Here is a 20,721-nt window from a genome sequence, read left to right on the forward strand (position 1 = left end):
GGCCTGCCGCCAGCGTTCAATCTGAGCCATGATCAAACTCTTCAATTTAAGTTTGATGCTCGTGAATTAAACTTCGTAATGAATTACGTATGTTCACTCAGAGACTTTGGTATTCATTTAGCGTCTTGCGACGTTTAGAATCCATGTCACTTTGAGTGCCCACACAGATTGTCTGATAAATTGTTAAAGAGCAGTGCAACGCGGCTTTCGCTCACCGTTGCGAGGTGGCGTATATTACGCTTTCCTCTTTCAGAGTCAACCCTGAATTTCAGGATTTTTTCTCTTCAACCGACCCGGCTGTTTGTGTGAAGTGATTCACATCTGCCGTGTCGATGGAGGCGCATTATAGGGAGCTTCCGAGGAATGACAAGCGGAAAAATACAATTTTATTTCAACCGCTCACATTTTCAACACAACGCCTATTTTTGCTGCGCTTTGAGCGCTTTTGGCAACTCAGCGAGGCTGTTCAGCACCATATCCGCTGCGCTTTCAGCTTCTGGTGTGACAGGCTTGCCAGTGCGAACTAACACTTTGGTCCCCACACCCGCAGCGGTTGCCGCCTGCATATCTTCCAGTTTGTCGCCCACCATATAAGAAGACGCCATATCAATGTGTAGGAATTCCTGCGCGGAGATAAACATCCCCGGATGTGGTTTGCGGCAATCGCACGTCTGGCGATATTCTTCCACCGATCCCTGTGGGTGATGCGGGCAGTAATAGATACCATCCAGCTCGACGTCGCGATCGGCCAATGACCAGTCCATCCATTCGGTCAGCGTTTCGAATTGCGCTTCGGTAAATTTACCCCGGGCGATCCCGGACTGATTGGTCACCACCACCAGCGCATAGCCCATCGCTTTGAGTTCGCGCATGGCATCAATAACGCCGTCGATAAATTCGAACGCATCAATCTCGTGCACGTAACCATGATCGACATTAATAGTGCCGTCACGATCGAGAAAAATTGCGGGTACTGATTTTGCCACGGGTTTACTCCTGAAAAAGGCATGTCCCGCTATTATCTCACGTTTCACCACGCAAGAAAGTGCTCATCGCGCACAGTGACATTGATTTAGACGTCTGGATGCCTTAACATCCATTTTGTTTACGGCTGAACCCCGTATCTGGCAGAAGAAAATGCCACGGCTAACTTACATACGATAAAAATAATCTAATGATTAAACTTTCCAATATCACCAAAGTGTTCCAGCAAGGAACCCGAACGATTCAGGCGCTGAACAACGTCAGCCTGCACGTTCCGGCTGGACAGATTTATGGCGTCATTGGCGCTTCGGGTGCCGGTAAAAGTACGCTCATCCGCTGCGTTAACCTGCTCGAGCGTCCGACCGAAGGCAGCGTCCAGGTTGGCGGCCAAGAATTAACCAAACTTTCTGAAAAAGAATTAACTCAAGCCCGTCGTCAGATTGGCATGATCTTCCAGCACTTTAACCTGCTGGCCTCGCGCACCGTTTTTGGTAACGTCGCGCTGCCACTGGAGCTGGACAACACCCCTAAGGAAGAAGTGAAACGCCGGGTGACCGAGCTGCTGGATTTGGTCGGACTGTCTGATAAGCACGACAGCTACCCAGCCAATCTGTCCGGTGGCCAGAAACAGCGCGTGGCGATTGCACGTGCGCTGGCAAGCAATCCGAAAGTGCTGCTCTGCGACGAAGCCACCAGCGCACTGGATCCTGCCACCACCCGTTCTATCCTCGAATTATTGAAAGACATTAACCGCCGCCTCGGGCTGACCATTCTCCTTATTACTCATGAGATGGACGTTGTGAAGCGCATTTGCGACTGTGTCGCGGTAATCAGCAACGGTGAATTGATTGAACAGGACACGGTGAGCGAAGTGTTCTCGCACCCGAAAACACCACTGGCACAGCAGTTCATTCAGTCCACGCTGCACCTGGATATCCCGGAAGATTATCTGGCGCGTTTAAAAACAGAATCTGGTCCAGACAGCGTTCCAATGCTGCGCATGGAATTTACCGGTCAGTCCGTTGACGCCCCGCTGCTTTCCGAAACTGCGCGCCGCTTCAATGTGAACAACAACATTATTAGTGCGCAGATGGATTACGCCGGTGGCGTGAAGTTCGGCATCATGCTGACGGAAATGCACGGAACACAAGAAGAGACGCAAGCCGCGATCGCCTGGCTGCAGGAACACCATGTAAAAGTAGAGGTACTGGGTTATGTCTGAGCCGATGATGTGGCTGCTGGTTCGCGGCGTTTGGGAGACGCTGGCAATGACCTTCGTATCTGGATTCTTTGGTTTCGTGATTGGCTTGCCGGTTGGCGTGCTGTTGTACGTCACGCGTCCTGGGCAGATTATCGAAAACGCGAAGCTTTACCGCACGCTCTCTGCGCTGGTGAATATCTTCCGCTCGATTCCTTTTATTATCCTGCTGGTGTGGATGATTCCATTTACCCGAGTCATCGTGGGAACATCTATTGGTTTGCAGGCGGCTATCGTTCCGCTGACCGTAGGCGCCGCACCATTCATCGCGCGTATGGTTGAAAACGCCCTGCTGGAAATTCCAACCGGTCTGATTGAAGCCTCTCGTGCTATGGGCGCGACGCCGATGCAGATCGTACGCAAAGTTCTGTTACCTGAAGCGCTGCCGGGCCTGGTGAATGCGGCAACCATTACGCTGATCACCCTCGTAGGTTATTCCGCCATGGGCGGCGCCGTTGGGGCTGGCGGCCTGGGGCAGATCGGCTATCAATACGGTTATATTGGTTATAACGCTACCGTAATGAACACGGTTCTGGTATTGCTGGTTGTGCTGGTTTATCTCATTCAATTCTCAGGCGATCGCATCGTCCGGGCTGTTACTCATAAATAACGTTACACAACGCAAACTCGACGAATTAAGGATATGACATGACGTTTAAATTGAAGACCTTTGCCGCAGTAGGCGCGCTGATTGGCTCTCTGGCTCTGGTGGGTTGCGGTCAGGACGAAAAAGATCCAAACCACATTAAAGTCGGTGTCATTGTTGGCGCTGAGCAGCAGGTTGCTGAAGTTGCACAAAAAGTGGCAAAAGAGAAATATGGTCTGGACGTTGAGCTGGTTACCTTTAACGATTACGTTCTGCCTAACGAAGCGCTGAGCAAAGGCGACATCGACGCTAACGCTTTCCAGCACAAACCGTATCTGGATCAGCAGATCAAAGACCGTGGCTACAAACTGGTTGCCGTCGCGAATACCTTCGTTTACCCAATCGCGGGCTACTCTAAAAAAATCAAATCTCTGGAAGAGCTGCAGCCGGGTTCTCAGGTCGCGATTCCTAACGATCCAACTAACCTGGGCCGCTCCCTGCTGCTGCTGCAGAAAGTGGGTCTGATCAAACTGAAAGACGGCGTGGGCTTGCTGCCAACCGTACTGGATGTAACTGAAAACCCGAAAAACCTGAAGCTGGTTGAGCTGGAAGCACCGCAGCTGCCACGTTCTCTGGACGACGCGCAGATTGCACTGGCCGTGATCAACACCACTTACGCCAGCCAGATTGGTCTGACACCAGCGAAAGACGGTATCTTCGTTGAAGACAAAGACTCCCCATACGTGAACCTGATCGTGAGCCGCGAAGACAACAAAGACGCGGAAAATGTGAAAAAATTCGTACAGGCATACCAGTCTGACGAAGTTTACCAGGAAGCCAACAAAGTGTTTAACGGCGGCGCTGTTAAAGGCTGGTAATCTGACCTTTCTGTAATATCATTCATGACGGGCGAAAGCCCGTCTTGTCATTTATGCGGGCAACTGATTCAATAACTGACGATTTGATTATTCATTGAGGAAATATTATGCGTGCTTTACCGATCTGTCTTTTAGCACTCATGCTGAGCGGCTGTTCAATGCTAAGCAGATCTCCTGTTGAACCTGTTAAAAGCACTGCAACCCCACCGAAGGTGGAGCCAGCCAAGCCGAAGGCACCGCGCCCTGCACCGGTAAGAATCTACACCAAAGCTGAAGACTTAATTGGCAAACCATTCCGCGATCTGGGTGAAGTCACCGGCGAATCCTGCCAGGCAAGCAATCAGGACTCTCCGCCAAACATCCCAACCGCGCGTAAACGTCTGCAGATTAACGCCGCCAAAATGAAAGCTAACGCCGTCCTGCTGCACAGCTGTGAAGTCACCAGCGGCACGCCAGGCTGCTATCGTCAGGCGGTGTGCATGGGCAATGCCCTTAACGTCACGGCGAAATGAGTGCATTTCAGTTTGAGCAGATAGGTGTTATCCGCTCGCCTTATAAAGAGAAGTTTGCCGTACCGCGCCAGCCGGGTCTGGTTAAAAGCGGCGGCGGTGAACTTCACTTAATTCCTCCTTATAATCAGGCCGACGCCGTGCGTGGGCTTGAGGCATTTAGCCATCTGTGGGTGCTGTTCATCTTTCATCAAACGATGGAAGGCGGCTGGCGTCCGACGGTGCGCCCTCCCCGCCTGGGTGGGAATGCCAGAATGGGGGTGTTTGCTACGCGTTCGACCTTCCGCCCGAACCCTGTCGGGATGTCGTTGGTTGAGCTAAAAGATATTCGCTGTCAAAAGGATCAGGTGATCCTGCAGTTAGGCAGTCTGGATTTGGTCGACGGTACGCCGGTAGTGGATATCAAACCCTATCTGCCCTTTGCCGAAGCGCTGCCAGATGCGCGCGCGAGCTACGCTCAGCAGGCACCGGTCGCCGATATGCCCGTCGGTTTTACGCCCGATGTTGACGCGCAACTTCTGCTCCTGGAAAAGCGCTACCCTCGCCTGAAAGCCTTTATTGTTGAAGTCCTGGCGCAAGATCCACGACCCGCGTATAAAAAAGAGGAAGAAGCTGGCAAAACTTACGCCGTCCTGTTGCTCGATTTTAATGTGCGCTGGCGCGTCACCGAGTCAGGTTTTGAAGTGTTTGCGCTGGAAGTGCGCTAATTTTATTTTCCTCTCTTTTGGCATCTTTGCCACACTGGTAAACTAAACCACTTTTTTTGTGTCAGTCTGACGTTTCAGCCTGGTCCAATCGTCGAAATGGAACCGTAACAACATGCGTACTAGCCAATATCTGCTCTCCACACTGAAGGAGACACCTGCCGACGCCGAAGTCATCAGCCATCAGCTGATGCTGCGCGCCGGGATGATCCGCAAGCTGGCCTCTGGGTTGTATACCTGGTTGCCGACCGGCCTGCGCGTCCTGAAAAAAGTCGAAAACATCGTGCGTGAAGAGATGAACAACGCCGGTGCTATCGAGGTGTCCATGCCTGTGGTTCAGCCTGCTGACCTGTGGATGGAAAGTGGTCGCTGGGAGCAGTACGGCCCAGAGCTGCTGCGCTTTGTTGATCGTGGCGAGCGCCCGTTTGTGCTCGGCCCAACGCATGAAGAAGTGATCACCGACCTGATCCGTAACGAGCTGAACTCGTACAAACAGCTGCCGCTGAACTTCTTCCAGATCCAGACCAAATTCCGCGACGAAGTTCGCCCACGTTTCGGCGTGATGCGTTCCCGCGAATTCCTGATGAAAGATGCCTACTCTTTCCATACTTCTCAGGAATCCCTGCAGGAAACTTACGACGTGATGTACGGCGCCTACAGCAAGATCTTCTCCCGTATGGGTCTGGATTTCCGCGCGGTACAGGCTGACACCGGTTCTATCGGCGGCAGCGCCTCCCACGAATTCCAGGTGCTGGCGCAGAGCGGCGAAGACGATGTGATCTTCTCCGACACCTCTGACTACGCGGCGAATATTGAATTCGCAGAAGCGCTGGCCCCTGCCACACCACGTGCGGCGGCGACGGAAGAGATGAAGCTGGTCGACACCCCGAACGCCAAAACCATCGCCGAGCTGGTTGAGCAGTTCAATCTGCCGATCGAGAAAACGGTGAAAACCCTGCTGGTGAAATCCGTTGAAGGCAGCGCGTATCCGCTGGTTGCCCTGCTGGTGCGTGGCGATCACGAGCTGAACGAAGTCAAAGCAGAAAAACTGCCGCAGGTCGCGAGTCCGCTGACTTTCGCTAACGAAGCGGAAATCCGTGCTGTAGTGAATGCAGGCCCAGGCTCTCTGGGTCCGGTTAATCTGCCAATTCCGGTTGTGATTGACCGCACCGTTGCCGCCATGAGCGATTTCTCTGCTGGCGCGAACATCGACGGTAAGCACTACTTCGGCATCAACTGGGATCGCGACACCGCGACGCCAGAAGTGGCAGATATCCGTAACGTGGTAGCTGGCGATCCAAGCCCGGACGGCCAGGGTACGCTGATGATCAAACGCGGTATCGAAGTGGGCCATATCTTCCAGCTCGGGACCAAGTACTCCCAGGCGCTGAACGCAGCCGTTCAGGGTGAAGACGGTCGTAACCAGATCCTGACCATGGGTTGCTACGGTATCGGTGTGACTCGCGTGGTGGCAGCTGCCATTGAGCAGAACCACGACGAACGCGGCATCGTCTGGCCAGACAATATCGCCCCGTTCCAGGTCGCGATTTTGCCGATGAACATGCACAAGTCTTACCGTGTTCAGGAACTGGCTGAGAAGCTTTACAGCGAACTGCGTGCGCAGGGTATCGAAGTGCTGATGGATGACCGTAAAGAGCGTCCGGGCGTGATGTTTGCGGATATGGAACTGATCGGCATTCCGCACACTGTCGTTATCGGCGACCGTAACCTCGACAGCGACGAGATTGAATACAAATACCGTCGCAGCGGCGAGAAGCAGATGATCAAGACCGGCGATGTCCTTGATTACCTGGTGAAAGCCATCAAAGGTTAAGCCACAAAAAACCCCGCGATTGCGGGGTTTTTCTTTTCAGTCTTATTTGCTGTCGCAGTCTTTACCCGCCGCAAACTTCGCACTCTTATCCGTTACCAGCGTTTTCACCATCTCGCCGCTATCCGGGTTCGGCTGCAGCGTGAAGTGACCGTCTACTGTCAACAACACTGGCTTGCTGTCATTCCCGCGCGCCACGGCATAATCACGTTCTAGCTGCGCATTGTTTGCCACACTGACTTTTTTGCCCGTTGCACAATCGGTGAAGACTGCTGCATCTGCCATGTAGAAATACATGCCGCGCATCGCCATCGGCGTGGAGGGCAGAGCCGCTTTGACTGGCGCTAACGTGTAGTTAAACTGAGATTCGATCGGATTACCTTCACGATCGAGCATCTCCATGCCCTCACCTTTGGCGCGGAAATAGGTTTTCTCGCCTTCGGAATCCGTCAAAATCAGTTTCTCAGCGGTGCGCGCCCACTTGCCATAAGTGGCAAAGGATGACGGTTCTTTCGCCCCCTGATAGCGCTGGTTCATTACCCATGAACCATCCTTTTCCAGGTACAATGTCGTTTCAATGCCTTCGCAATCGGCGCAAGGCAGAACACCGCGCCAGCTCTGCTGCATCGGTTTTAACTCTTCCGACTGTGTCGGTTGTAAAGTCTGCATCTCAGCACGATTATTACACCCAATGAGGGCAAAAAGCGTTGATGCGGCAATAACTGACCATATCGCTGTTTTCACGATGAATTCCTTATAAAAATGGTATCCGGTTTATCAATCCTGAGACCGACGAACTTTTCCACGCAGTGATTTTACCGTGGATTTTTGCGCTTTCGAAGACAACCGACGCTCTTTTGAGGCTCGCGTCGGTCGCGTGGCGCGGCGACTTTTCTGAACTGTAGTCAGTTCCTGTATGACCGCCACCAGCCGGGAAAGTGCGGCTTCTCGATTCAATTCCTGACTGCGATACTCTTGCGCCTTAATAATGATAATGCCATCGCTGGTAATGAGGTGATGGCTGGCGGCGAGCAAGGCTTCTTTATAGGACTCTGGCAGGCTGGAGGCCCGAATGTCAAAGCGCAGATGAATCGCCGTTGAGGCTTTATTCACATGCTGTCCACCCGCGCCCTGAGCCCGGATCGCCGTTATCTCAAACTCATTGTCGGGGATAGTGACGGTTCGGGACACCACAATCATGACGGTGACTGCCACGCGGTAAGATGAATTTCCAGATTATTCTGAGAATCAGACAGCCAGATAGCGCCATCCTGGATCGTCGCCTGCAGCGCCATAGTACGGGCGGCAAACTCAGTCAATTTCGCCAGTTGTTCATCGTCCAGATACCACACTGAAAGGTGTGAATACTGGGCGCATTTGCGCTGGTTTTGCTGCCACCAGATTTCCGCAGCACGCTGATTATAGGCAAAAATCGCCACTTCTGCGGACTGCGTGCAGGCCTTTTTGATGCGACGTTCGTCCGGCAAGCCGAGCTCAATCCACAAATCAATGCCCATATGATCGTTGCGCAGCCAGGCTTCTGGCTCTTCTTCGGCGCTCAGTCCACGCGTAAATTGCAGCCGTTCATTGGCGTATTTGATCCACGCCAGCAGGCGCAGCATCATGCGTTCCTGCGTTTCTGACGGGTGACGAGCCAGCGTTAACGACGCATCGAGAAACTGGTTGCGGTCAAGGTCAGCAACGTTGACTACCGCTTTATAAATTGTCGCTTTCAGCGCCATGAGAGAACTCCATTCGAATCAGGCGCACATTGTAGCGAAATTCCAGCCAAAAGGCTGTTACCTCGCGGTGAATCGCAGCAATATCAAGGCGCTGATATTGCTTGAATGAGTATGGTATAGTCACCTTGCTAAACCGAGTTTATCTTCGTAGGCTTAAGTGTATCTCACAGTAACGTCAGTGCGCTGGCAGGAGGGGATGTGGAAAATTATTGTGAGTTAATTCGCAAAAGGTATGCGGAAATTGCCAGCGGAGATCTGGGGTATATCCCCGATGCGTTGGGCTGTGTATTGAAAGTGCTGAATGAAGTGGCGTCGGACGCCAGCCTTTCAGAATCGGTCAGGGAAAAAGCGGCGTATGCTGCTGCGAATTTACTGGTGAGCGATTATGTCAATGAATGATACCTATCAACCCATCAACTGCGATGACTACGACAACCTCGAGCTCGCCTGTCAGAATCACCTGGTTCTGGCGCTGGCGTTAAAAGACGGCGAGGAGTTGAAAGCAAAAGCGAGTGACCTGGTCTCACGCAAGAACGTTGAATATCTGGTCGTCGAAGATGCCGGGAAAACGCGTGAACTTCGCCTCGATAAAATCGCCAGCTTCAGTCATCCAGATATCGGCACCGTCGTGGTGAGCGAAGAGTAATTTTCTGTAACGGGCAGTTCGCTGCCCGTTACGCCTTCCGCTCGAATCTCAACCCCTCTTCCGCCCAGCCATCCTGCGTGACAAAGACTCCCGCCGCCGCAATCAGCGTTTCACCATAAAATAATAAAGGCGTGGTGTCGCGAAGCCAGGGCGGGACGTTGCACTCCTGCCAGATTTTTTTCAGCTTGCGGCCACCGTTGCGGCCCACAATATGCAAATTCCCGCTGGCTTTAAAGCGGATCGTCACCTGCTCCCCCACTGCTGGCAAACGCACATTTCCGGGCGCATTAAGAGCAACCAGACCCGCCCTGTGCGGTAGATTCAGCGGTTCGTGAATATCAGGCCAGGAGATGATGTTATCTGTCAGCGACGGCTGATGCTTAACCCACCAGAGCTGCGCTTTGAAGCGTCTGATTTCAAAACCATTAAGATGCAGACACGGGTTGGCATCTTCACGCGCCTGAGCCACTTCATCCCAGATTCGCTTGAGCATGTCGCGCGAGGGCATTTGCGCGTGATGACCCGCAAGCCAGCGACGAACTAACGCCCCTCGGCGCACCACGCTCATCGATTCCAGCGGAGAAATACTCAGCGCCCCCTCTTCCGACACCAGGTTCGCCAGCTCCTCGCTCAGCAGTTCGTCCAACAAGCTTTCCTGCTCTGCACATAATTGCGCACTTCTTGCCGTCGACTCGGCAAAATGCGGCCAACGCTGAGAAAGTTCGGGCAAAATACGCAGACGTAAGAAGTTACGATCGTAGCCATCGTCCTGATTACTTTCATCTTCTATCCAGCGCAGATTGTGCACACGCGCCCAATGTTCCAGCGATGAACGGGTTTCGTTCAGCAAAGGACGCAGCAGGTATGTCCCGGCAAATTTGCTGCGCTCAGCCATCGCCGATAATCCCGCCGGGCCGCTGCCTCGCTTAAGCGCCAGTAAAAACGTCTCACACTGATCGTCGAGATGCTGCGCCGTCACGATGGCTTCACCGGGCCGAAGCGCGTGCTCAAAGGCGGCATACCGTGCCTTACGTGCCTGCGCCTCCGTCCCAAGTCCTTCGTCCTTAAGCGTCACGCGTTCAACGATCAGCGGGATATTCCACGTCTGGCAAAGCGTCTCGCAGTGGGCCACCCATTCATTGGCATTCGCACTGAGCCCGTGATGGATATGAATAGCACGGATCTGGACATCGGGCTGTTTTTCACGCCACAGCATCAGGCGATGTAACAGGACGGTAGAGTCCAGGCCACCGCTAAACCCCACCACCAACTGACGGTACGGAGAAACAGACTGAGCGATTGCAAGTAACGTCACTGCTGATAAAGCTCCAGCGGCAGGCCATCAGGATCGTTGAAAAAGGTAAAGCGCTTATTGGTAAACGGATCGATGCGAATGGCTTCGCACTTCACGCCATGCCCTTCAAGATGCTTCACCGCCTGCTCAATATTATCGACGCTGAAGGCGAGATGGCGAAGCCCACAGGCTTCTGGTCGCGACGGGCGCGCAGGTGGGAAAGGAAAGGAGAAAAGCTCAATCACATACTGCCCGTTCAACGCCAGGTCACCTTTCCACGAATCGCGTTCAGCGCGATAAGCTTCGCTCATCAGCGTGAATCCGAGAATGTCGCAATAGAACGCCTTACTGTGAGCGTAATCGGTCGCAATAATCGCAATATGGTGAACCTGTTTTAAACCCAGCATAGCCTCTCCTTTTGATAAGGCCCAAACGTTACAACCGAAAACCCTGAGCACGCAAGCGCTTAGCTATTTTTTAAGACTCGCACCCAATAAGTGCCGTTTTCGTCGCGCTTCGCACCGTGAATATCTGTCTCAAAACCGGGATAATGACGACCGACGGAACACAACATGAGCAGGAAATCGAGCACCGCCCGGCTTTGCTCGGTGATCATCTCGCCCGGCATCAATAGCGGAACGCCAGGCGGATAAGGCAGGATCATATTGGCCGATATGCGTCCCACCAGATTTTCCAGCTCGATAGTTTCCACTTCGCCTTTTACCTGACGTTGCCAGGCTTTGTGCGGGGTCAGTTTCATCTCTGGCAAAACGTCAAACGCCTGAAGCATAAGACGCGGCAGATCGTGCTGGCGGATCAGCTTATGGATCCCCTGAGCCAGATCCTGGATCCGCATGTTGCGATAAAAATCAGGATCTTCAGCGTACAGATCCGGGAGCATGTTTTTCACCCGCAGATTCAGGTCGTAGGCGCGTTTGAACTCCATTAGTCCCCGCAGCAGCCCCATTGCACGGGTTTTATCGATCCCGATGCTGAACAAGAAGAGCAGATTGTATGGGCCCGTTTTTTCCACCACTACGCCGCGTTCATCAAGAAATTTCGCCACCAGCGCAGCGGGGATCCCTTCGTCGCTCATCGTTCCTTGCTCGTCCATCCCCGGCGTAAGAATGGTGACTTTCACCGGATCGAGGAACATATGATCCGCATCCGCATCGCGGAATCCATGCCAGCTTTCGTCAGGTGCAACGGACCAGCATTCGGCTTCATCAATCTCTTCCGGTTGCCAGATATCAAAGAACCAGCCGTCGGCCTCATCTTTGAGTCGCTGTACTTCTTTACGGAAATGCAGCGCCCGTTCCACTGAACGGTTAATCAAGCGTTTACCCGGATTGCCGCGCAACATCGCTGCCGCCGTTTCTATCGAGGCCACCAGTGGATAGCTTGGCGAAGTGGTAGTGTGCATCATGAAAGCTTCGTTGAAAGTGTCTTCGTCGTATTCGCCCTTGATGTGAATAAGCGAAGCCTGCGAGAACGCCGCCAGCATTTTATGTGTCGACTGAGTTTCGAAGAATACTTTGCCCGGTATCCGTTCGCCGCTCATCCCGCTTTTTCCCGCATAAATCGGGTGGAAATTGGTATAGGGAACCCAGGCCGAATCAAAGTGAATCGATGATACGTCAAGCGTCTGCTTGATCCAGTTGGTGTTGTATAGCAGCCCGTCATAGGTCGAGTTGGTAATCACCGCATGAATAGGCCAACTTGCGCCCGCAACCGATGCAACTTTCTGTTCAATCGCCGCGTGGGAAAACTCACGGCGCGGAATGCCGCCCAAAATCCCCAGCGCGTTTCGCGTTGGCGACAGCCAGAGCGGGACGACATCGCTCATCATCAGCAGATGCGCCAGCGATTTGTGGCAGTTGCGATCAATCAGCAGCGTGCTTCCGGCAGGTGCGGCGTACATGCCAACAATCTTATTAGACGTCGACGTGCCGTTGGTCACCATATAACTTTGTTCGGCGCCGAAGGTGCGGGCGATGTACTCTTCCGCCTCCAGATGCGGGCCGGTGTGGTCCAGGAGCGAGCCGAGTTCCGTCACCGAGATCGAAACATCCGCTTTCAGCGTGTTACCGCCAAAGAAATCATAGAACAGACAACCAACCGGGCTTTTCTGGTATGCCGTTCCCGCCATATGACCTGGCGTGCAGAAGGTGTATTTGCCTTCTTTCACATAGTTGAACAGTGCGCGGGTAAAAGGAGGCGTGATGTTATCGAGGTATTCACGGGTATATTGCTCGATGCGCGTCGCAATATCCTCGGCTGCTCCGAGTGCGTATTCAAAAAACCACAGCGCCATGCGCATATCGTGAGCGCTGACGTCCATCGTCGAATGAGTATTGATGAACGCATACAGCGGCAGATATTCATTGAGCTGATTGATATCGCTGCACAATTCCAGGTCGTACTCATCCCAGTCAAAGACGACGCCACAGATACGTGGGTTATGCTCGATAACCTTAAGCAGATCGGCACTGTTATGCGGCCAGATAAGCTGGAATCCGCGAGACTGTAATGATTTTTCCAGCTCCTTGATCGGCTCATCTTTATAAAAGACGCCATGCGGACCCATGATGGCAATAATATTCATGGTCTACCTCCTTGAAAAATATTAGATAAGCATAGCCGAGGTAAACGGCAGGTAAAAAAAAAGCCGCAACAGTGTGCGGCTTTTAAGATTATTGTGCAGATTACGCGTAACCGTAGTTCATCAGGCGCTGATAACGACGGTTGAGCAGGTCTTCTTTGCTCAGCACATCGAGATCGGCCAAATCGGCCAGCAGCTGCGCTTTAAGGGAAGCCGCCATCACTTCTGGCTTACGATGCGCGCCGCCCAGCGGTTCTGGGATCACGGTATCGATAAGCTTCAGCTCTTTCAGACGTGGCGCGATAATACCCATCGCTTCCGCCGCCAGCGGCGCTTTATCTGCGCTCTTCCACAGAATGGACGCGCAGCCTTCCGGAGAGATAACGGAATAGGTGCTGTACTGCAGCATATTCACTTTATCGCCCACACCGATAGCCAGTGCGCCACCGGAACCGCCTTCACCGATCACGGTACAGATCACCGGGACCGACAGACGAGACATTTCACGCAGGTTGCGCGCGATGGCTTCAGACTGACCGCGCTCTTCTGCACCGACGCCTGGGTATGCACCAGGAGTATCGATAAAGGTCACGATCGGCATGTTAAAGCGTTCGGCCATTTCCATCAGGCGCAGTGCCTTACGGTAACCTTCCGGTGCTGGCATACCAAAGTTACGACGAATCTTCTCTTTGGTTTCACGGCCTTTCTGATGACCAATGATCATCACCGGGCGACCATCCAGACGTGCGATACCGCCGACAATGGCTTTGTCGTCAGCATAAGCGCGATCGCCTGCCAGTTCGTCAAATTCATCAAACGCCAGGCGGACATAATCCAGGGTGTACGGGCGCTGTGGATGACGAGCCAGCTGGGCAATCTGCCATGCGCCGAGATCGGCAAAGATTTTGCGCGTCAGTTCTACGCTTTTTTCACGCAGACGATGCACTTCTTCGTCGATGTTAATATCCAGTTTTTCATCCTGACGGCTTACCGCTGTCAAAGAATCGATTTTCGCTTCCAGCTCTGCAATCGGCTGTTCGAAATCAAGGAAATTCAGACTCATAGTATTCCTGTATTAGTCAAACTCCAGTTCCACCTGCTCCGAACCAATGAGGCCACGGAGATCGTTGAGTAAACGATCGCTCGGAGAGACACGCCACGTTGCACCAAAGCGCAATCGCGCACGTGCATCCGCCCTCTGATAGTAGAGATGTACTGGAATGGTCCCCGATCGATGGGGTTCCAGAGACTGACGGAGTCGGTTTAAAAGCTGGTCATCAATTTGCCTGTCCGTCAGCGAGATAGCAAGCCCGCGAGCATATTTTTCCCGGGCTTCGTCAATATCCATCACTTCACGGGCCATCATTTTAAGCCCGCCGCTGAAGTCATCAAAGCTGACCTGTCCGCTGACGATAAGTATGCGGTCGTTTTCCAGCAAATGCTGGTATTTTTCCAGCGCTTCGGTGAATAACATCACCTCCAGCCGCCCGGAACGGTCATCCAGAGTACAGATGCCGATGCGATTACCGCGCTTGGTGACCATAACCCGCGCCGCAATGACGAGCCCCGCCGCCGTGGTCATTTTACCACGTTCCGTCGGATGCATGTCTTTTAGCCTGTAGCCTCCGACATAGCGCTCAATTTCTTTCAGATACTGGTTGATCGGATGCCCCGTCAGGTACAAGCCTAACGTTTCACGCTCTCCTTCCAGCACTGTATGTTCTGGCCACGGCTGACAGTTGGCATAAGACTGCTCAATCTGCTCAGGCTCTTCCGCCAGCACACCAAACATATCTGCCTGACCAATCGCTTCCGCTTTCGCGTGCTGGTCAGCCGCTTTCAGCGCGTCACCGAGGGAATTCATCAGCGCCGCGCGATGCGGGCCGAGGCGGTCAAACGCCCCGGACATAATCAGTTTTTCCAGTACTCGACGGTTCAGTTTTTTGGTATCAGTTCGGGCACAAAGATCGAACAGTTCGCGGAAATAACCGCCATTGTTACGCGCATCGATGATCGCTTCGATTGGGCCTTCGCCCACGCCTTTGATAGCACCGATACCGTAAACTATTTCACCGTCGTCGTTGACGTGGAAATGGTACATCCCGGCGTTAATATCCGGCGGCAAGATTTTCAGCCCCATACGCCAGCATTCATCGACCAGGCCAACCACTTTCTCGGTGTTATCCATATCAGCGGTCATTACCGCCGCCATAAATTCTGCCGGATAGTGTGCTTTCAGCCACAGGGTTTGATACGAAACCAGCGCATAAGCAGCGGAGTGCGATTTGTTAAATCCATAACCGGCGAATTTCTCCACCAGGTCGAAGATTTTCATCGCCAGCTCACCGTCTACGCCACGGCTTTTCGCGCCCTCTTCAAAGGTGCCGCGCTGCTTGGCCATCTCCTCCGGCTTTTTCTTACCCATCGCACGACGCAGCATATCCGCGCCGCCAAGGGTATAGCCCGAGAGCTCCTGGGCAATCTGCATCACCTGTTCCTGGTACAGGATAATACCGTACGTTGGCTCAAGAACAGGTTTCAGGCACTCATGCTGCCACTGAACGTCAGGGTAGGAGATTTCTTCGCGACCGTGCTTACGGTCGATAAAGTTATCAACCATCCCTGACTGTAACGGGCCCGGACGGAACAGGGCTACCAGTGCGATCATATCTTCGAAGCAGTCGGGCTGCAGACGCTTAATCAGATCTTTCATGCCGCGCGATTCGAGCTGGAACACCGCAGTGGTTTCCGAGCGTTGCAGCATGTCGAAGCTTTTCTTGTCATCGAGCGGAATGGCGGCGATATCAATCGGCTCCAGGCCCTGTTTGGCCCGGCGCGGGTTGATCATCTTCAACGCCCAGTCGATGATAGTGAGCGTTCGCAAACCCAGGAAGTCGAATTTCACCAGGCCGGCGTACTCAACGTCATTTTTATCGAACTGGGTGACCGGATGCTGGCCCGATTCGTCGCAATACAGCGGCGCAAAATCGGTAATTTTCGTCGGCGCGATAACCACACCACCGGCGTGCTTACCGGCGTTACGCGTGACACCTTCCAACTTGCGCGCCATATCAATCAGCGCTTTGACCTCTTCGTCAGCTTCGTAGATTTCCGGCAGCTGCGGTTCCGCTTCGAAGGCCTTCGCCAGCGTCATGCCCGGATCGGGTGGCACCAGTTTAGAGATGCGATCGACGAAACCATACGGATGGCCCAGCACGCGACCCACGTCACGGATAACGGCTTTCGCCGCCATCGTACCGAAGGTAATAATTTGTGATACCGCATCACGGCCATACATATCCGCGACGTGCTCAATGACCTGATCGCGTTTCTCCATGCAGAAGTCGACGTCAAAGTCGGGCATTGAGACACGTTCGGGGTTAAGGAAACGTTCGAACAGCAGGTCAAATTCAAGCGGATCGAGGTCAGTAATTTTTAGCGCGTAGGCCACAAGCGAACCCGCACCGGAACCACGGCCAGGGCCAACCGGCACGCCGTTATCCTTCGACCACTGGATAAATTCCATTACGATAAGGAAGTAGCCAGGGAACCCCATCTGGTTAATCACCTGGAGTTCGATATCCAGACGTTCGTCATATGGTGGACGTTTTTCTGCGCGGATTACAGGATCCGGGAACAGGAATTCCAGACGGTCTTCCAAGCCCTCTTTCGATTTCACAACCAGGAAATCTTCCGTGGTCATATCACCGGTCGGGAACTGAGGCAGGAAGTACTCGCCCAAACGAACGGTGACGTTACAGCGACGGGCAATTTCTACGCTATTTTCCAGCGCTTCCGGGATGTCTGCGAACAGCTCACACATCTCATCTTCGTTACGCATGTACTGCTGCGAAGAGTAATTGCGCGGGCGTTTGGGATCGTCGAGCGTAAAACCATCGTGAATCGCCACGCGGATTTCATGCGCATCAAAATCACCCGGTTCAAGGAAACGCACGTCGTTAGTCGCAACCACCGGTAAACCGCGCTCTTCCGCAAGGGCCACCGCCGCATGCAGGTAGCTTTCCTCATCAGGTCGACCGGTACGGATCAGTTCCAGATAGAAACGATCCGCGAAGTGTTCTTCGTAAAATGCGACGCACTGATCGACCAGCACGCTATTGCCACGGATCAGGCTTTTGCCGACATCACCCATGCGGCCACCAGAGATGAGCAATAAGCCTTCATTCAGCTCTGCCAGCCACTCGCGGTCGATCCACGGGCCTGCTGCACCGTAGCCGCGCTGGTAGGCGCGGGAGATCAGCAGCGTCAGGTTTTGGTAACCTGTGTTATTCATGGCAAGCACAGAAATTTGCGTCAGCTCATCGCCGATCAGATCGCTCTGCACGTGAAAATCTGCACCGACAATAGGCTTCAGACCTGAGCCATGTGCCGTTCCGTAGAACTTCACCAGACCGCAAAGGTTAGTGAAATCGGTGATCGCCAGCGCAGGCATGCCAAGCGAGGCCGCCTTTTTTACCAGCGGCCCGGTCTTCGCCAGCCCATCAATCATGGAGTAGTCGCTATGCACCCGCAGGTGTACGAAACGTGGTTCAGCCATCTTCAGATTCCGCGTTACTTAATTGCTTGCGTATTGATTCAGGACACCAGTCCCAGTGCGCGTTTCACCGGACCAAAACTGCGTCGATGATGTTCAGTTGCGCCGTGTTCAGCCAGTCTTTCCAGATGGAAAGCGGTCGGATACCCCTTGTGCTGGGCAAAGCCATACTGGGGAAAAGTGACGTCCAGCGCGGCCATTTCAGCATCGCGCGTGACTTTAGCAATAATAGATGCCGCGCTGATTTCAGGCACGCGGCTATCGCCCTTCACCACCGCCAGTGAAGGCATAGGTAGCGCAGGACAACGGTTTCCGTCAATCAGTACATATTCTGGAGTAATTTTTAGTCCAGCAACAGCACGCTGCATCGCCAGCATGGTGGCATGTAAAATATTTAGCGTGTCGATCTCTTCAGGCTCAGCGCGGCCTAAGCTCCAGGCTAATGCTTTTTCTTTGATCTCATCAAAGAGCGCCAGACGGCGCTTTTCGGAAAGCTTTTTCGAGTCATTAAGCCCGATAATCGGACGATGAGGGTCGAGGATGACGGCAGCAGTCACCACCGCGCCGACCAGCGGACCGCGCCCGACTTCGTCCACACCCGCCACCAGATGCGTGTGCGGATAAATAAATTCCATCATTTTGCTAACTCCAGCACCGCATCAGCCGCTTGCTCATCGGCATTACAGCGAATCTGCTGGTGCAATTCGCGGAAAGTGTCATGCATCTGGTGACTGGTTTTGCCATCTGCCAGTAATGGCTGCAGCGCATCGGCTAAGGCCTGCGGCTGACACTCATCCTGCAATAACTCTTTCACCAGCTCGCGCCCGGCCAGCAGGTTAGGCAACGATACATAATCCGTTTTCACCAAGCGTTTCGCCAGCCAGAAGGTAAACGGCTTCATGCGATAACCCACCACCATCGGACATTTGGCGAGCATACACTCCAGCGCCGCCGTGCCCGAAGCAAGCAGCGCAGCATCGCTGGCGACCATTGCCTCACGGCCTTTGCCATCCAGCAGATGGATGTGCAGGTCTGGCGCCACTTCGGCTTTGATGCGCTCGAACTGCTCGCGGCGTTTCGCATTCACCAGCGGCACTACCACTTCCAGATCGGGATAAGTCTTCCGGAGGATTTGCGCCGTTTTCAGGAAATCGGCGCTAAGCATTTCCACTTCTGCACCGCGACTTCCTGGCAGCAGGGCCAGACAGTGGGCATCATGCGGGATGCCAAGAACATCGCGCGCCGCATTTTTATCGGGATCAAGCGGCATGGCGTCTGCCATAGTGTGACCGATAAAGCGGCACGGAACATTGAATCTATCGTAAAACGCTTTTTCGAAAGGCAGGAATGCCAGCACCAGATCGGTCGATCTGCCTATTTTGAAAACGCGTTTCTGTCGCCACGCCCAGACGGACGGACTGACGTAGTGGATCGTTTTGATACCCTGCTTTTTCAGGTTCCCTTCAAGGGTGATATTGAAATCAGGGGCATCGATGCCGACAAACACATCGGGTTTGAGGTCGGTAAAACGACGGGTAAGATCGGCGCGAATGTGCAGTAAACGGCGCAAACGGCCCAGCACTTCCACAATGCCCATCACCGCCAGCTCTTCCATTTCGTACCAGGCTTCGCAGCCTTCGGCCTGCATCAGCGGACCGGCAACGCCGACAAAGCGAGCGTTAGGTACGCGAGCCTTGAGTGCGCGGATTAGACCTGCACCAAGAATATCGCCGGAGGTTTCTCCGGCGACCAAGGCTATCGTTAATGGACGATTGTCGACCATTAACGAATCAGACCGCGAGTTGAGCGTTCAAAGAATTCGGTGAACGCTTTCACTTCAGGGTGCTGTTCTGCCAGCTCTGCAACTTCTGGCTTGGCCTCTTCCAGCGTTTTGCCGCTACGGTACAGAAGTTTGTACGCGTTGCGGATCGCGGTGATAGCTTCGCGGCTGAAGCCACGACGCTTGAGACCTTCAATGTTGACGCCAAACGGCGTCGCATGGTTGCCCTGCGCAATCACATACGGTGGGACATCTTGTGCCACACCGGAGCAACCGCCGACCATCACGTGTGCACCAATGATGCAGAACTGATGGACTGCGGTCATGCCGCCAATGATTGCGAAATCATCAACCGATACGTGTCCCGCCAGCGTTGCGTTGTTGGCGAGGATACAGCGGCTACCCACAGTACAGTCATGAGCAATGTGCGCATTCACCATAAAGAGGTTGTCACTGCCCACCTTCGTCAATCCACCACCCTGTAATGTGCCACGATGAATGGTGACGCTTTCGCGAATGCGATTACGATCGCCTATTTCCACACGGGTCGGTTCGCCAGCATATTTAAGATCCTGGTTAACTTCGCCAATGGAGGCAAACTGATAGATCTCATTATCGCGGCCAATGGTCGTATGACCATTTACCACAACATGAGACTTCAGTACGGTACCCTCGCCAATAATGACATGGGGCCCAACAATACAAAAAGGACCAATGTGAGCGTTGGCACCAATTACGGCACCCTCTTCCACAATGGCGGTAGGATGAATAAAGGCAGATTTATCAATCACGTATCAGGCCTCCCGGCTACGCGCGCACATCATGGTAGCTTCGCAAACAACTTTGCCGTCAACCAGCGCAACGCCTTTGAAGCGCGTCAGACCACGGCGCGTTTTCTCAAAAGTCACTTCCATGATCATCTGATCACCAGGTACGACTGGACGCTTAAAGCGCGCTTCATCAATACCCGCGAAGTAATACAGTTCACCCGGCTCCAGTTTCCCGACGCTTTTAAACGCCAAAATACCGGTCGCCTGTGCCATCGCTTCCAGGATCAAAACACCCGGGAAGATAGGTTTACCAGGGAAATGTCCCTGGAAGAATGGCTCATTTACTGAGACATTTTTCACTGCGCGCAGAAAACGACCTTCTTCAAAATCCAACACACGATCTACCAGCAAGAACGGGTAGCGGTGCGGCAGAAGCTCTAAAATCTCTTCAATATGCAGAGTATGAGTGTCGGTAGTCAAAATACTCTTCCTGTCAAAATTTACTGAATAGCAATAATAACACGGCCTGCCGGTTTATAAGAAAGCCGACAGGCCGGGAAATTTAGCGTTATAGGGATGAAC

21 protein-coding genes are annotated in these 20,721 nt (G+C 53.3%); 8 read left to right on the plus strand and 13 right to left on the minus strand.

The window, feature by feature from the left end; translation table 11 throughout:
* Positions 1-419 precede the first annotated feature (419 nt).
* On the minus strand, positions 420-986 hold the full coding sequence (gene gmhB / locus JBO43_RS06470) for a D-glycero-beta-D-manno-heptose 1,7-bisphosphate 7-phosphatase (RefSeq protein ID WP_095280867.1): 567 nt from the start codon (positions 984-986) through the stop codon (positions 420-422).
* Positions 987-1,174: 188 nt separating this feature from the next.
* Here gmhB and metN point away from each other — a divergent pair, with 188 nt between their 5' ends.
* The 6 genes from metN (at position 1,175) to proS (ending at position 6,753) form a co-directional block, all read left to right on the plus strand.
* On the plus strand, positions 1,175-2,206 hold the full coding sequence (gene metN, locus JBO43_RS06475; RefSeq protein ID WP_095280866.1) for a methionine ABC transporter ATP-binding protein MetN: 1,032 nt from the start codon (positions 1,175-1,177) through the stop codon (positions 2,204-2,206).
* Positions 2,199-2,852: a methionine ABC transporter permease MetI gene (locus JBO43_RS06480; RefSeq protein ID WP_003856130.1), complete on the plus strand. Its 654-nt coding sequence runs from the start codon at positions 2,199-2,201 to the stop codon at positions 2,850-2,852. Before metN ends, JBO43_RS06480 begins: the two co-directional genes overlap by 8 nt.
* Positions 2,853-2,890: 38 nt before the next feature.
* Positions 2,891-3,706: a methionine ABC transporter substrate-binding lipoprotein MetQ gene (gene metQ, locus JBO43_RS06485; protein WP_095280865.1), complete on the plus strand. Its 816-nt coding sequence runs from the start codon at positions 2,891-2,893 to the stop codon at positions 3,704-3,706.
* A 107-nt stretch (positions 3,707-3,813) separates the two neighbouring features.
* On the plus strand, positions 3,814-4,218 hold the full coding sequence (rcsF, locus tag JBO43_RS06490) for an envelope stress sensor lipoprotein RcsF (protein WP_095280864.1): 405 nt from the start codon (positions 3,814-3,816) through the stop codon (positions 4,216-4,218).
* Positions 4,215-4,922 carry a tRNA (N6-threonylcarbamoyladenosine(37)-N6)-methyltransferase TrmO gene (gene tsaA, locus JBO43_RS06495; protein ID WP_095280863.1) on the plus strand — a complete coding sequence of 236 codons (708 nt, stop codon included), beginning with the start codon at positions 4,215-4,217 and terminating at the stop codon, positions 4,920-4,922. Before rcsF ends, tsaA begins: the two co-directional genes overlap by 4 nt.
* 112 nt (positions 4,923-5,034) lie before the next feature.
* Positions 5,035-6,753 (plus strand): proline--tRNA ligase, encoded by a 1,719-nt coding sequence (proS, locus tag JBO43_RS06500; RefSeq protein ID WP_202673964.1) that lies wholly within the window; start codon positions 5,035-5,037, stop codon positions 6,751-6,753.
* A 42-nt stretch (positions 6,754-6,795) separates the two neighbouring features.
* On the opposite strand, the gene nlpE is transcribed toward proS, so the two are convergent.
* Genes nlpE through JBO43_RS06515 form a run of 3 tightly spaced genes read right to left on the minus strand, consistent with a single transcriptional unit; the run spans position 6,796 to position 8,492 of the window.
* Positions 6,796-7,494 carry an envelope stress response activation lipoprotein NlpE gene (nlpE, locus tag JBO43_RS06505; protein WP_202673965.1) on the minus strand — a complete coding sequence of 233 codons (699 nt, stop codon included), beginning with the start codon at positions 7,492-7,494 and terminating at the stop codon, positions 6,796-6,798.
* A 33-nt stretch (positions 7,495-7,527) separates the two neighbouring features.
* Positions 7,528-7,950, minus strand: coding sequence for an alternative ribosome rescue aminoacyl-tRNA hydrolase ArfB (gene arfB / locus JBO43_RS06510; protein WP_103949104.1), 423 nt, complete (start codon positions 7,948-7,950; stop codon positions 7,528-7,530).
* Positions 7,947-8,492, minus strand: a complete 546-nt coding sequence (locus JBO43_RS06515) for a YaeQ family protein (RefSeq protein WP_095280859.1) — start codon at positions 8,490-8,492, stop codon at positions 7,947-7,949. The genes arfB and JBO43_RS06515 overlap by 4 nt, the downstream gene beginning before the upstream one ends.
* A gap of 198 nt (positions 8,493-8,690) precedes the next feature.
* On the opposite strand from JBO43_RS06515, the gene JBO43_RS06520 reads away from it, so the two are divergent.
* Both JBO43_RS06520 and rof read left to right on the plus strand, forming a co-directional pair.
* Positions 8,691-8,891, plus strand: a complete 201-nt coding sequence (locus JBO43_RS06520; protein ID WP_095280858.1) for a YaeP family protein — start codon at positions 8,691-8,693, stop codon at positions 8,889-8,891.
* A complete protein-coding gene (gene rof, locus JBO43_RS06525) occupies positions 8,878-9,138 on the plus strand; it encodes a Rho-binding antiterminator (protein WP_095280857.1) in 261 nt (86 codons plus the stop codon). The genes JBO43_RS06520 and rof overlap by 14 nt, the downstream gene beginning before the upstream one ends.
* A 28-nt stretch (positions 9,139-9,166) precedes the next feature.
* On the opposite strand, the gene tilS is transcribed toward rof, so the two are convergent.
* The 9 genes from tilS to fabZ form a co-directional block, all read right to left on the minus strand.
* A complete protein-coding gene (gene tilS / locus JBO43_RS06530; protein ID WP_202673966.1) occupies positions 9,167-10,453 on the minus strand; it encodes a tRNA lysidine(34) synthetase TilS in 1,287 nt (428 codons plus the stop codon).
* Positions 10,450-10,839, minus strand: coding sequence for a VOC family protein (locus JBO43_RS06535; RefSeq protein WP_095280855.1), 390 nt, complete (start codon positions 10,837-10,839; stop codon positions 10,450-10,452). The genes tilS and JBO43_RS06535 overlap by 4 nt, the downstream gene beginning before the upstream one ends.
* Before the next feature lie 59 nt (positions 10,840-10,898).
* On the minus strand, positions 10,899-13,037 hold the full coding sequence (locus JBO43_RS06540) for a lysine decarboxylase LdcC (protein ID WP_095280854.1): 2,139 nt from the start codon (positions 13,035-13,037) through the stop codon (positions 10,899-10,901).
* A 100-nt stretch (positions 13,038-13,137) separates the two neighbouring features.
* Positions 13,138-14,097 (minus strand): acetyl-CoA carboxylase carboxyl transferase subunit alpha, encoded by a 960-nt coding sequence (gene accA / locus JBO43_RS06545; RefSeq protein ID WP_095280853.1) that lies wholly within the window; start codon positions 14,095-14,097, stop codon positions 13,138-13,140.
* 12 nt (positions 14,098-14,109) lie between these two features.
* Positions 14,110-17,592, minus strand: a complete 3,483-nt coding sequence (dnaE, locus tag JBO43_RS06550) for a DNA polymerase III subunit alpha (RefSeq protein WP_202673967.1) — start codon at positions 17,590-17,592, stop codon at positions 14,110-14,112.
* A 38-nt stretch (positions 17,593-17,630) separates the two neighbouring features.
* A complete protein-coding gene (rnhB, locus tag JBO43_RS06555) occupies positions 17,631-18,227 on the minus strand; it encodes a ribonuclease HII (protein WP_095280851.1) in 597 nt (198 codons plus the stop codon).
* Positions 18,224-19,372 (minus strand): lipid-A-disaccharide synthase, encoded by a 1,149-nt coding sequence (gene lpxB / locus JBO43_RS06560; RefSeq protein ID WP_095280850.1) that lies wholly within the window; start codon positions 19,370-19,372, stop codon positions 18,224-18,226. Before lpxB ends, rnhB begins: the two co-directional genes overlap by 4 nt.
* Complete coding sequence (gene lpxA, locus JBO43_RS06565; protein WP_095280849.1) at positions 19,372-20,160, minus strand: acyl-ACP--UDP-N-acetylglucosamine O-acyltransferase; 789 nt, start codon at positions 20,158-20,160, stop codon at positions 19,372-19,374. Before lpxA ends, lpxB begins: the two co-directional genes overlap by 1 nt.
* A 3-nt stretch (positions 20,161-20,163) precedes the next feature.
* Positions 20,164-20,619 carry a 3-hydroxyacyl-ACP dehydratase FabZ gene (fabZ, locus tag JBO43_RS06570; protein ID WP_007373234.1) on the minus strand — a complete coding sequence of 152 codons (456 nt, stop codon included), beginning with the start codon at positions 20,617-20,619 and terminating at the stop codon, positions 20,164-20,166.
* Positions 20,620-20,721: the final 102 nt, after the last annotated feature.

This window comes from Lelliottia jeotgali, from assembly GCF_016771845.1.
Classification (GTDB): Bacteria; Pseudomonadota; Gammaproteobacteria; order Enterobacterales; family Enterobacteriaceae; genus Enterobacter; species Enterobacter jeotgali.